This window comes from Micromonospora sp. NPDC005172, assembly GCF_040608555.1.
Taxonomy (GTDB): Bacteria; Actinomycetota; Actinomycetes; order Mycobacteriales; family Micromonosporaceae; genus Micromonospora.
On the sequence record NZ_JBEXIL010000090.1, the window covers coordinates 1 to 12,056 of the forward strand.

Here is a 12,056-nt window from a genome sequence, read left to right on the forward strand (position 1 = left end):
TTTGATTGGTGTCTCGATGTTTTTTATAAGCTACCAACATGGTTTTTGGTGCCCCCGCGGGGGGGGCCCCACATTACTTCCTGGATCGAGCACAACCATGACGCGCGGCGCGCGAGCCCTACTCCGCCGCGGCGGAGGGGCCGACGTTGGTGCGGGAGGTGACCACGTCCAGGACGTGGGTCACCGCCTCGGCGACCGGCACCCCGTTGCGCTGGGAGCCGTCGCGGTAGCGGAAGGAGACCGTGCCGGCGGCCACGTCGTCGTCACCGGCGATCACCATGAACGGGATCTTCTGCTGCTGGGCGGTGCGGATCTTCTTCTGCATCCGGTCGTCGCCCGCGTCCACCTGGGCCCGGATGCCCTCGGCGCGCAGCGCCGCGACGAAGCCGTGCAGGTAGTCGGTGTGGTCCTCCCGGATCGGGATGCCCACCACCTGCACCGGCGCCAGCCACGCCGGGAACGCGCCCGCGTAGTGCTCGGTGAGCACCCCGAAGAACCGCTCGATCGACCCGAACAGCGCCCGGTGGATCATCACGGGACGCTGGCGACTGCCGTCGGCGGCCTGGTACTCCAACCCGAACCGCTCCGGCTGGTTGAAGTCGACCTGGAGGGTGGACAACTGCCAGGTGCGGCCGATCGCGTCGCGCGCCTGCACCGAGATCTTCGGCCCGTAGAACGCCGCGCCGCCCGGGTCGGGCACCAGCTCCAGACCCGACGTCTCGGCGGCGGTCCGCAGCGCCTCGGTCGCCTCCGCCCAGTCCTCGTCGGCGCCGATGAACTTGGGCGAGTCGTCCCGGGTCGACAACTCCAGATAGAAGTCGTCCAGGCCGTAGTCCCGCAGCAGATCGAGCACGAAGCTGAGCAGCGTGGTCAGCTCGCCGGCCATCTGCTCACGGGTGCAGTAGATGTGCGAGTCGTCCTGGGTGAGGCCTCGGACCCGGGTCAGACCGTGCACGACGCCGGACTTCTCATAGCGGTAGACCGTGCCGAACTCGAACATCCGCAGCGGCAGCTCCCGGTACGACCGCCCGCGCGCCCTGAAGATCAGGTTGTGCATCGGGCAGTTCATCGCCTTGAGGTAGTAGTCCGCGCCCTCCAACTGCATGGGCGGGAACATGGTGTCCGCGTAGTACGGCAGGTGACCGGAGGTCTGGAACAGCTGCGCCTTGGTGATGTGCGGGGTGTTGACGAACTCGTACCCCGCCTCCTCGTGCCGCCGCCGCGAGTAGTGCTCCATCTCCCGGCGGATGATGCCGCCCTTGGGGTGGAAGACCGCGAGGCCCGAGCCGATCTCGTCGGGGAAGCTGAACAGGTCCAGGTCCGCACCGAGCTTGCGGTGGTCGCGCCGGGCGGCCTCCTCCAACAGCTTGAGGTACGCCTTCAGCTCGTCCCGGGTCGGCCACGCGGTGCCGTACACCCGCTGTAGTTGGGGGTTCTTCTCCGACCCGCGCCAGTACGCGGCGGCCGAACGCATCAGCTTGAACGCGCCGATCAGGCGGGTGGTCGGCAGGTGCGGGCCCCGGCACAGGTCCGACCAGCAGACCTTGTCCTCCCTGGCGTCGAGGTTGTCGTAGATGGTCAGCTCGCCGCCGCCGACCTCCATCACCTCGTCGGTGTCCAGGCCCTCGCCCTTGACCTCGATCAACTCCAGCTTGAACGGCTCGTCGGCCAGCTCGGCGCGCGCCTCGTCGAGGCTCCCGAAGCGGCGGCGACGGAACCGCTGCCCGGACTTGATGATCTCCTGCATGCGCTTCTCGAGCTTGCCGAGGTCATCGGGCTGGAACGGCTTGGCGACGTCGAAGTCGTAGTAGAAGCCGTTCTCGATGGGCGGGCCGATGCCCAGCTTGGCCTCGGGGAAGACGTCCTGCACGGCTTGGGCGAGCACGTGCGCGGTGGAGTGGCGCAGCACGTTGAGCCCGTCCGGCGAGTCCAGGCTTACCGGCTCGACGACGGTCTCCTCGGCCGGGGTCCAGTCCAGGTCGCGGAGCTGACCCTGCGGGTCGCGGACCACGACGATCGCCTTGGGACCGTTCGCGGGCAGTCCGGCCGCGGCCACCGCGTCGGCCGCCGTCGTCCCGGCGGCGACGACAACGGGGTCGGCCACGGCGGGGGTACGGGGTGCGGACACGGTGACTCCTCCAAGCGGTACGAAACGGCGCCGATCCTCGGCTCCTGCCGATGCTATCGGTCGCGCCGCCGGCGCCTTCCGGACGGCTCGCGTTGAACCTTTCGTGCCTCGAATCCGAACTAGGTGGTGTGGCCGGAAACCGGTGCCGGCCGCGCGAGACGGATGGGGGCACGAGATGGCGAGCACGCACGGCGGTGGCCGCCGGCGGCGGAGCGCGGCGGTGACCGCGCTGACCGCGGCCGGGCTGCTGCTCTGGCCGGCCGCAGCGGCGCAGGCCGCGGACGTGACGACCACCCCGACCGAGGCACGGCAGGGTGACGCCGTACGGCTGGAGTTCACCGTGCCCGAGGAGCGGGCCGGCACGACGACCAAGCAGGTCGAGATCCGGTTGCCGGCCGACGCGCCGGTGGCCGAGGTCTACCCGATGTCGGTCGACGGCTGGGCGCCCAAGATCGATTCCCGGACCCTGGACAAGCCGGTGGCAGGCATCCACTCGTCCGGCGTGAGCACCGTGACCACGGCGGTGACGTGGGTGCGCGTCGGCGAAGGCTCGACGGGCCCGGCCAAACTGGCCCTGTCCATGGGCCCGATGCCGCAGGCCGAGCGGCTCAGGTTCGAGGTCGTCCAGACGTACACCGACGGCATCGTGGTCCAGTGGACGGACACCGACCCCGCGCACCGCGCGCCGGTGCTGACGCTGCTGCCGGCCGCGCCGGGCGCCGCAGGTGCCGCCGGACCGGCCGCGCACGGCGGCCACGGCGCACCGGCTGCCGGCGCGCAGGGTGCCGACGGCGCCTCCGGCGGTGACGCGGCGGGCGCCTCCGGCGAGGGGCCCGGCAGCGCCGACGCGATGCTCGCCGCCGGTCTGCTGGCCGGCCTGGGCGGCGGTGCGGCCATCGGTTGGCTGGTCAGCCGGTGGCGGCGACGCGACCCGGCGGAGCGGACAGCGCTGGCGGAGGTGACCGGCGCGACGGAGACCGACATGGTGACGCCCACACCGCAGCCGGACGGCACCGACGCGCCCACGGACACGGCGCCCGTCGCGGTGCTTGCCCCGGCAGCCACTCCCGCCCGCACCGGCTGAGGCAGCACGACCGGTACCGGCTGAGGCCGCACCGCCGGTACCGGCTGGCGGGGTGTCAGTCCATCGCCGGGCCGGCGATGGGCTGACACTCCACGCGTCCTTTGCTCTGCTTCAACCCGCGCAACACTCATGCCCCCGAACTGTTGCGCGGGTTGAAGCAGAGCAAAGGGGCCGTGGCACACCCTTCCGGGCTCTGCGTGCAGGCGGTGAGGTAGGACGGGCAAGCGGTCAGGGCAGCCAAGGAGAGAGGCAGCCACGCGATCAAGGCAACCACGCGATCAAGGCAGCCACGCGGTCAGGGCAGCCAGGTGGGTAACGGCTCGCGGGCGGCCAGCCACGCCTCGGGCACCCCGCCCGGGGTGCCGACGCCGGTGTACGCCGCCGCCACCGCCCCCGCGATGGCCGCCGTGGTGTCCACGTCGCCGCCGGCGCTCAGGCACGTACGGATCGCCGCCGGATAGTCGTCGAGGTGGGTGGCGGCGACCCAGAGCGTGAACGCGACGGTGTCCTGGGCGGTCACGCGGGAGCCGTTACCGAGCGTCGCCACCACGCGGGGCAGTGGCCGCCCGAGCAGCCCGATGGCGGCGTGCACACCGCGGTGTACCTCGGTGCCGCCGTCGACCGCCGCGGCGACACCGGCGAGGAGCCGGGCCGGGGCCGGTCGGTGGCCGTCCAGGCGGGCCCGGGCGGCGAGCGCGGCGGCCACCGCCACGGCGACCGCTCCGGCGATCCCCTCGGGGTGCGCGTGCGTCACCTCGGCCGAGGCGCGGGCCTGCGCGGCGGCACGTGCGGTGGAGTCGGCGAAGTACGCGCCCAACGGGCCGACCCTCATGGCCGCCCCGTTGCCGCAGGAGCCCTGGCCGTCGAAGGCGGACGCGGCGGCCACCGGCCACGGGGTACCGGTGCGGATCAGTCGCAGGATCAGCATCGCGCCGGGACCGTACCCGCGTTGGACGCCGCAGCGCTGCGCGAACGCCAGGGCCAGCCGGTCGCGGTCGATCGTGCTCGACTCGGCCAGCTCCGCGACGACCGAGCAGGCCATCTCGGTGTCGTCGGTCCACTCCCAGGGCGCGGGCGGCAGCGCGGCGTCGGTGAGATCCTGCGGGGGCTCCGGCAGGACGTACCGCGCCCCCAACGCGTCCCCGGTCGAGAGGCCGGCGAGGCTGTCCCGGGCGAGCGCCAGGCGAGCGTCGGCGAACAGGGTGAAGGACATCGTCTTACCAGCTTGCATGGTTCACCGGTACGTCGCAACGCGATCAACTTGCCAGGCCAAGTACCGTCTTGTCGTGGCCTCCGTGCTCCTGGTCGAAGACGATCACGTCGTACGCGGCGCGATGCTGCGGTCCCTCGCTGACCGGGGGCACGCCGTGCACGCCGTGGGCACCGCCCTGGACGCGCTGCGACGCGTCGCCGCGGAGACGCCCGACCTCGTCGTGTTGGACCTTGGCCTGCCCGATCTGGACGGCTCGGACGCGCTGCGGATGCTGCGCGGCATCACCGACATTCCGATCATCATCGCCACTGCCCGGGACGACGAGCAGTCGGTGGTCAAGCTGCTGCGGGCCGGCGCCGACGACTACATGGTCAAGCCGTTCACGGGCGCGCACCTGGACGCCCGCATCACCACGGTCCTGCGGCGCGCCGGGCGGGCCAGCCGGACGGTACAGCCGGCGGTGCACACCGTCGGCGGTCTGCGCGTGGACGTCGGCGAGCGCAGCGCCCACCTCGACGGGGAGCCACTGGCGCTGACCCGTAAGGAATTCGACCTGCTGGCGTATCTCGCCGCACGACCCGGGCGGGTAGTGTCCCGCCGGGAACTCTTGGAGGAGGTATGGCGGCAGCCATCGGTCGGCGAGGATCAGACCATCGACGTACACCTGTACTGGCTCCGCCGAAAGATGGGCGAGTCCGCGGCGAAGCCGCGCTACCTGCGCACCGTGCGGGGGGTCGGGTTCCGGCTGGTGGCACCGGACTGAGGACGGCGCTGGCCCTGCTCACGGCCGGCATGTGCAGCCTCGTCGCACTCGCGTTCCTGATCCCGCTCGGGTTGAGCCTGCGGGAGCAGACGCGGGAGGAGGCGATCGCCGACGCGGCCCGACGCAGCGCGCTGGTGACCGGGGCGTTGGCGGTGAGTACGGACCGGGCGGTGATCGAACGGGCCGTCGTGGCCAGCGGCGACGACGCCGCGGTCCGGCCGGTGGTGTACGGGTTGGGGTTGGACGAGTCCGCGGGCCGCGCCGGCGGCGCCGACCTGGACCGGGCGCGCGCCGACCGGCGCTCGCTGGTCACCGACGTGGACGGCGGAGTGGTACGGCTCGACCCGGTGGTCCTCGGTGACCGGACGGCCGTGGTCGAGGTGTTCGTGCCGGACTCGACGCTGGGCGAGGGCGCCGGTGGCACCTGGCTGCTGCTGTTCGCGGTGGGCGCGGCGATGGTCGGCGCGGCGGTGCTGGTGGTCGACCGGGTGGCCGCCCGGGCGGTGGACGCCACCCAGGGCCTGGTCAAGGCCGCCCTGTCGATCGGTGACGGCGACCTCGGCGTACGCGTGGAGCCGACCGGCCCGCGGGAGCTGGCGGAGGCCGGGTACGCCTTCAACCGGATGGCCGACCGGCTGGACGCGGCCCGCACCGACGAGCGCGAACTGGTGGCCGACCTGTCGCACCGGCTGCGGACGCCGTTGACCGTGCTCCGGTTGGACGCGGAGGCCCTGGAGTCCGACGACACGAGCGTGGGCTCGTTCAGCCCGGCGGAGCTGGACCGGCTGCGGGGCATCCGGCGCATCCGGCAGGCGATCGTGACCCTCGAGGGCGAGATCGACGTGCTGATCAAGACCACCCGCAAGGCGGTGGCGCACGAGGCCGGCCCGGCGATGTGCGACGTCAGCGAGGTGGTCCGGGACCGGATGGTGTTCTGGGCTGCGCTCGCCGGGGACCAGAACCGGCCGCACCGGGTCACCGGCGCCCAGCTGCGCATCCCCGCGCCGGTGCCGCGCGCCGAGTTGGCCGCTGCGCTGGACGCGGTGATCGGCAACGTCTTCCGCTACACGCCGCAGGGAACGGCGTTCGAGGTGGCCGTGTCCCGCCGCGACGGGTACGTGGCGATCCGGATCGACGACGCCGGCCCGGGTATCGCCAACCCGGATCGGGCGCTGCGACGGGGCACCAGCGACCAGGGCTCGACCGGGCTCGGCCTGGACATCGCCAAGCGGGTGTCATTGCAGGCGAACGGCTCGGTCAGCATCGACCGGGCCCGGTTGGGCGGCGCCAGCGTGGTGATGCTGCTCGCCGACCCCGACGCGACGCCCCGGCAGGTCAGCCGGTTCGGTCTCGTGGGCCGGATGGCACGCGACGCCCGGGAGCCGAAGAGCAGCGGCCGTCGCTGGCCCCGCCAGCGCCCCACCGACGACTGAGCACCCCCGGGCCGATCGGTTGATGGGAGCGCTCCGATCGGCTGGCGCGCCGGGGCTGTGCGGCGGCACAAGTCTTCCTTAGATCGAGGTTAACGAGCGCGGTCAGACGCTTGCGGGCTGACAGGATCAGTGCACGAACCCACCAGTTCCACCGGCCAGCGCACCGCGCACCCACCGGCCGGTGGAGCCGTGCGCGCGGCGGGAGTCTCAGGTCCCCCCACACCCACGCTCCCGCCGCGCGCCCCGCTCACCCCGTACGTCAGCCGGCGCTGGCCACGTACGCGTCGATCTCGTCGCTGATCCGCTGCTTGCCGGCCGCGTCGAGGAAGGACGCCGTCACGGCGTTGCGGGCCAACGCCGCCAGCTCCCCCGGGCCCGCCCCGAGCAGTCGGGCCACCACCGCGTACTCGTCGTTGAGGGTGGTGCCGAACATCGGCGGGTCGTCGGAGTTGATGGTCACGAGCAACCCGGCCTCGACCAGCCGGGGCAGCGGGTGCTCGTCGAGGGACGCCACGGCGCGGGTCCGCACGTTGGACGTCGGGCAGATCTCCATCCCGATCTGCCGCTCGGCGAGGTACGCGAGCAGCTCCGGGTCCTGTGCGGCGGAGATGCCGTGCCCGATCCGCTCGGCGCCCAGCTCGTGCAGGGCGTCCCAGACGGTCTGCGGACCGGTGGTCTCACCGGCGTGCGGCACCGAGCGCAGCCCGGCGGCGCGGGCCTGGTCGAAGAAGGGCCGGAACTGCGGCCGGGGTACGCCGATCTCCGGGCCGCCGAGTCCGAAGCTGATGAGCCCGTCGGGGTGCTCGTCGAGCGCGATGCGCAGCGTCTCCTCGGCGGCCGGGAGGCCGGCCTCCCCGGGGATGTCGAAGCACCAGCGCAGGTCGAGACCGAAGTCGACGGCGGCGCGCTTGCGGGCGTCCTCGATCGCCTCGCAGAAGGCCGGCGCGGGGATGCCCCGTCGGACGTGCGAGTACGGCGTGATGGTCAGCTCCGCGTACCGGACCTGTTGGCGGGCCAGTTCCCGGGCCACCTCGTGGGTGAGGAGCCAGACGTCCTCCGGGTCCCGGATGAGGTCGACCACGCTCAGGTAGACCTCGATGAAGTGCGCGAAGTCGCGGAACTCGAAGTAGCTGGCGAGGGCGTCCGGGTCGCTGGGGACGGGGGTGCGCCCCTCGTGCCGGGCGGCCAGCTCGGAGACGATCCGGGGCGACGCGGAGCCGACGTGGTGCACGTGCAGCTCCACCTTGGGCAGACCGGCGATGAAGGTGGTCAGATCGGTCACTGGTTCTCCTGTGCAGGGGCGCCGCCGGTGCGGGCGACGACGAAGACGCGGCGGAACGGGAAGGACACCTGACCGTGCCGCACCGGGTACGCGGCGTCGAGGCGTACCCCCAGTTCGGCCCGGAAGGCCGACCAGCCGGCGGCGTCCAGCGCGGCCCGGACGGGTCGCAGCGCGGTGCCCTCCATCCAGGTCAGCACCGGGTGGTCGGCGGCGGAGTCGGCCGGCAGCAGGTGCACGTAGGTAGTCTCCCAGGCGTCCACGGCGCAGCCGGCGGCGGTCAGCAGCTCCGCGTAGTCGGCCGGGTCGTCGACGGGGTCGGCGCGCTGGAGCGGGGCCAGCTCGGCGCGCCAGGCCGGGCGTCCGGCGACCTCGCGCAGCGCCCGGTGCGACGGGGCGTCGAAGTTGCCGGGGACCTGCATGGCGAGCCAGGCGCCGGCGGGCAGCTCACCGGCCCAGCGGCGCAGCAGGTCCTGGTGGCCGGGCACCCACTGTAGGGCCGCGTTCGTGACCACCACGTCCTCGTCGCCGGTCGGACGCCAGTCGCGCAGGTCGGCGACGGCGAACTCGACGGGGGTCGGCAGGGCCTGCGCACGGTCGATCATCTCGGGCGCGGAGTCGAGGCCGAGGACCCGGGCGTCCGGCCAGCGCTCGGCGAGGGTGGCGGTGAGCTGCCCGGGGCCGCAGCCGAGGTCGACCACCGTGCGGGGCCGGACGGCGGGAACTCGGGTGAGCAGATCGTGGAAGGGCCGGGAGCGCTCGTCGGCGTAGCGCAGGTACGTCGTCGGATCCCACATGGTCGCCTCCAAACCGTACGTCCGTCTTGCTCACGGTACGACTCGCGTGGCAGCCCGGCAACCCGATCACTAGGCTCGGGGCATGGAACAGCGCAGCTTCAACCGGCTCGGCCGGACCGTCGGAGTCGTCGGCCTGGGCGCCTGGCAGCTCGGCGCCGACTGGGGCACCGTCAGCGAGACCGACGCCATGGCCGTGCTCAGCGCCGCCGTGGACGCCGGGGTCACCTTCCTGGACACCGCCGACGTGTACGGCGACGGCCGTAGTGAGCAGTTGATCGGCCGCTTCCTCCGCTCCCGCCCCGACGCCGGGCTGACCGTCGCCACCAAGATGGGCCGGCGTGTCGAGCAGCGGCCCGAGGCGTACACCCTGGCCAACTTCCGGCAGTGGACCGACCGGTCCCGGACCAACCTCGGGATGGACACCCTGGACCTGGTCCAGTTGCACTGCCCGCCGAGCGCCGTCTTCGCCGACGACGCGGTGTTCGACGCTCTGGACACCCTCGTCGCCGAGAAGGCCATTGCCGGCTACGGCGTCAGCGTGGAGACCTGCGACCAGGCGCTCACCGCCATCGCGCGACCCGGCGTGGCCAGCGTCCAGATCATCCTCAACGCCGTCCGGCACAAGCCGCTGGAGCAGGTGCTGCCGGCGGCCGCGCAGGCCGGCGTCGGCATCATCGCCCGGGTGCCGTTGGCCAGCGGTCTGCTCTCCGGCCGCTACGACGAGCACACCGAGTTCCCCGCCGACGACCACCGCAACTACAACCGACACGGCGAGGCGTTCGACGTGGGCGAGACGTTCTCCGGCGTGGACTACACGCAGGGGCTCGCGGCCGTACGCCGGCTCGCGCCGCTCGTCGACGCCGACCGCACCATGGCGCAGTTCGCGCTGCGGTGGGTACTCGACCAGGCCGGCGTCACCGTCGTCATCCCCGGCGCGCGCGACGCCGAGCAGGCCCGGCGCAACGCCGCCGCGGCCGACCTGCCGCCGCTCACGGCCGCCCAACTGGCCGGTGTACGGGAGGTCTACGACGAGCTGATCCGCCCGCAGGTGCACGACCGGTGGTGAGCCGCCGACCCCGGGTGCTCGCGTCGCGCCGTCGGACCGACGATGCTGGACACTCGGGGCGGCGTGCCGCCCGACCCGGCGAGAAGGGTGCGCGATGAGGGGTTGGTTGACACTCACCCTCGGCCTGCTGGCCGTTGTGGTCGGTGCGGTGTGGACGGTGCAGGGGCTCGGCTACGTCGACGGCAGCGTGATGACCGACGAGACGCTCTGGGCGGTGCTGGGCCCGATCGTGGCCCTGGCCGGGCTCGTGGCGCTCTGGCTGGGACTGCGCTCGCGCCGCCGACTCTGACCGCCGGACGTGGAAGGCCCCGCATCCCGGGTGGGGATACGGGGCTTCACTTCAACGAGCCCTGACCGGCGGGGGCCGGCCGGTGCGTCAGAGGGGACGGACCTGCTCGGCCTGCGGACCCTTCTGACCCTGGGCGATCTCGAACTCCACCCGCTGGTTCTCCTCCAGCGTGCGGTAGCCGCTGGACTGGATGGCCGAGAAGTGGACGAACACGTCAGCACCCCCGCCGTCGACGGTGATGAAGCCGAAGCCCTTGTCAGCGTTGAACCACTTCACGGTTCCCTGCGCCATGTGTATCTCCTTCTAAAACTGGCGGCCGTGCACGCCGTGCGGCCGATTGGCCGTTTTCGAGCAGCGGCGTCTGAGGCGGCCCCCGCGAAGGAGACTTCTCTCAACCCACGCCATCTCGCAACAGCGTGGAAAGCAAATCACGTACGCAAAAACTCTGCACGACCTGTCCGACGAATTTCTCCGACATGTGACCTGACGGATGCCTCAGGTCGCTGGGCGGCGTTCCGAGTCGTGCGAAAGGCCCCCTTCCCGTCGATATGGAAGGGGGCCTGACGTCTATGCGTCGGTCAGTCCGATCAGTCCGGCCAGTGGCCGGTCATCCGGCGGACGCCGACCGCTCCGCCCCGGTCCACGGCGGCACGGACCACCGCGAAGATGGCCCCCTGCAACGCCGCGGCGGCCAGGATCTCGCCCCACCGGCGATCCTCGTCGGTGGCGTTCGGCGCCTCGCCGTCGCCCGCCGTGACCTTCCAGACCTGCCGGAAGATCGCGCCGGCCACCGTACCCGCGGCGATACCCAGCAACACGCCGACCGGCCGGTACGCGACCTTGCCGATACTCCTGCTCACCTACGCCTCCCCCGCACGATCATGAGCACCACCACGGTGGCCACCGCGCCGGCGGCGATCGCCGCCCACGGCACCGGGTTGCGTCGAACCAACTCGCTCTTCTCGCGTACCAGGCCGCCCTTGTCGTACGCCTGGGCACGTGCCATCCCGGCGCCACGCGCGGCCTGCCCACGGACCCGGGCCACGGTCTGTGCCGCCTGCTCGCGCATCCGCTCCCGCGCCTGCTCGGCGGACTCCTTCAGGCGGGCCTTGACGTCCGCCTTGGCGGCCAGCGCCTCCATGGTCTCGCCCAGCTCCACCCGGGTACGGCGGATCTCCTCACGCAGGGCCTCGGTGTCGCCCGTCCCGTTGCCCGTCATGCCCGTCCCCTGTCCTTGACCGCGGCGGCCACGGTGTCCACGTCAGCCCGGAGGCTGCGAACCGTTGCCGCCGGCACCGGCGGGACCGCACGGCTGACCTGCTTCTTGCCGACCAGCGCGAGGATGCCGGCCACCAGGAAGAGCGCCACCGCCACGATCAGCGCGGCGGCCCAGGCGGGCAGCACCAGGTCCAGCAGCAGGATCGCCGTGACGACGAGGGCACCCAGGCCGTAGAAGGCCATCGCTCCGCCGCCGCCGAACAGGCCGATCCCGATGCCCGCGTGCTTGCCCTTCTCGGTCAACTCCGCTCGGGCCAGCGCCAGTTCGTCGCGTACCAGACGGGAGACCTGTTCGGTGGCCCGCTGCACCAGCTCGGCGGTGGAGGGCTCGCTCCCGTTTCGGGATGTGCGGGCATTCGCCACGTCAGCCATGCTGTCCTCCTTTCCTCATCACCGCGCTGTATGCCCGGAGTAGCCGCCGGTCAATCCTAAAACGCGACGTGCGGCGCACAGTCGTCGTTGTCCGGATGCCGCGCCGATCACGTCACAGACGTCCGGCAGCACATCCCCCGCGCAACCCCAACCAAACCTCCCAGACCGCCACCCACTCCCACTCCCACTCCCACTCCCACTCCCGATCCCACTCCCTCTCCCGTTCTGCCCGTCGATCATGAAGTTATTGCCAGGACACGCCGGAGCGAGAGGCAATAACTTCATGATCAACGGGGTGGGGGTGGGGGGTGGGATCGGGAGTGGGAGTGGGAGTGGGAGGGGGAGTGGGTGGCG

13 protein-coding genes are annotated in these 12,056 nt (G+C 72.2%); 5 read left to right on the forward strand and 8 right to left on the reverse strand.

Annotated elements, in window-relative coordinates; translation table 11 throughout:
* Window positions 1–118: 118 nt before the first annotated feature.
* On the reverse strand, window positions 119–2,128 hold the full coding sequence (gene thrS / locus ABZV06_RS31255) for a threonine--tRNA ligase (protein WP_355625833.1): 2,010 nt from the start codon (window positions 2,126–2,128) through the stop codon (window positions 119–121).
* A 175-nt stretch (window positions 2,129–2,303) separates the two neighbouring features.
* On the opposite strand from thrS, the gene ABZV06_RS31260 reads away from it, so the two are divergent.
* Complete coding sequence (locus ABZV06_RS31260) at window positions 2,304–3,212, forward strand: DUF1775 domain-containing protein (protein WP_355625835.1); 909 nt, start codon at window positions 2,304–2,306, stop codon at window positions 3,210–3,212.
* Between the two features lie 295 nt (window positions 3,213–3,507).
* On the opposite strand, the gene ABZV06_RS31265 is transcribed toward ABZV06_RS31260, so the two are convergent.
* Window positions 3,508–4,425: an ADP-ribosylglycohydrolase family protein gene (locus tag ABZV06_RS31265; RefSeq protein WP_355625837.1), complete on the reverse strand. Its 918-nt coding sequence runs from the start codon at window positions 4,423–4,425 to the stop codon at window positions 3,508–3,510.
* 73 nt (window positions 4,426–4,498) lie between these two features.
* Between ABZV06_RS31265 and ABZV06_RS31270 the strand changes: the two genes are divergently transcribed.
* Both ABZV06_RS31270 and ABZV06_RS31275 read left to right on the forward strand, forming a co-directional pair.
* Window positions 4,499–5,188, forward strand: coding sequence for a response regulator transcription factor (locus ABZV06_RS31270; protein WP_074318485.1), 690 nt, complete (start codon window positions 4,499–4,501; stop codon window positions 5,186–5,188).
* A 29-nt stretch (window positions 5,189–5,217) separates the two neighbouring features.
* The gene (locus tag ABZV06_RS31275) at window positions 5,218–6,621 is read left to right on the forward strand and encodes a HAMP domain-containing sensor histidine kinase (RefSeq protein WP_355625839.1); all 1,404 of its coding nucleotides are present in this window, start codon (window positions 5,218–5,220) and stop codon (window positions 6,619–6,621) included.
* Window positions 6,622–6,880: 259 nt separating this feature from the next.
* On the opposite strand, the gene ABZV06_RS31280 is transcribed toward ABZV06_RS31275, so the two are convergent.
* A complete protein-coding gene (locus ABZV06_RS31280) occupies window positions 6,881–7,903 on the reverse strand; it encodes an adenosine deaminase (protein WP_355625841.1) in 1,023 nt (340 codons plus the stop codon).
* On the reverse strand, window positions 7,900–8,697 hold the full coding sequence (locus tag ABZV06_RS31285) for a trans-aconitate 2-methyltransferase (RefSeq protein WP_355248789.1): 798 nt from the start codon (window positions 8,695–8,697) through the stop codon (window positions 7,900–7,902). The genes ABZV06_RS31280 and ABZV06_RS31285 overlap by 4 nt, the downstream gene beginning before the upstream one ends.
* 82 nt (window positions 8,698–8,779) lie before the next feature.
* On the opposite strand from ABZV06_RS31285, the gene ABZV06_RS31290 reads away from it, so the two are divergent.
* Together ABZV06_RS31290 and ABZV06_RS31295 are read left to right on the forward strand one after the other, a co-directional pair.
* On the forward strand, window positions 8,780–9,763 hold the full coding sequence (locus ABZV06_RS31290) for an aldo/keto reductase (RefSeq protein ID WP_355248792.1): 984 nt from the start codon (window positions 8,780–8,782) through the stop codon (window positions 9,761–9,763).
* A gap of 94 nt (window positions 9,764–9,857) precedes the next feature.
* Entirely contained in the window at window positions 9,858–10,052 is a 195-nt protein-coding gene (locus tag ABZV06_RS31295) for a hypothetical protein (protein ID WP_355248795.1), read from the forward strand.
* Between the two features lie 87 nt (window positions 10,053–10,139).
* Here the strand turns inward: ABZV06_RS31295 and ABZV06_RS31300 are convergent, their stop codons facing one another.
* The 4 genes from ABZV06_RS31300 to ABZV06_RS31315 all read right to left on the reverse strand — a co-directional run bounded on the left by ABZV06_RS31300 (window position 10,140) and on the right by ABZV06_RS31315 (window position 11,702).
* Window positions 10,140–10,343, reverse strand: coding sequence for a cold-shock protein (locus tag ABZV06_RS31300; RefSeq protein ID WP_013732668.1), 204 nt, complete (start codon window positions 10,341–10,343; stop codon window positions 10,140–10,142).
* A 296-nt stretch (window positions 10,344–10,639) separates the two neighbouring features.
* Window positions 10,640–10,912, reverse strand: coding sequence for a DUF4235 domain-containing protein (locus ABZV06_RS31305; RefSeq protein WP_355248798.1), 273 nt, complete (start codon window positions 10,910–10,912; stop codon window positions 10,640–10,642).
* Entirely contained in the window at window positions 10,909–11,271 is a 363-nt protein-coding gene (locus ABZV06_RS31310; RefSeq protein WP_007458125.1) for a DUF3618 domain-containing protein, read from the reverse strand. The genes ABZV06_RS31305 and ABZV06_RS31310 overlap by 4 nt, the downstream gene beginning before the upstream one ends.
* Window positions 11,268–11,702: a phage holin family protein gene (locus ABZV06_RS31315; protein ID WP_355248801.1), complete on the reverse strand. Its 435-nt coding sequence runs from the start codon at window positions 11,700–11,702 to the stop codon at window positions 11,268–11,270. Before ABZV06_RS31315 ends, ABZV06_RS31310 begins: the two co-directional genes overlap by 4 nt.
* Between the last annotated feature and the right edge of the window lie 354 nt (window positions 11,703–12,056).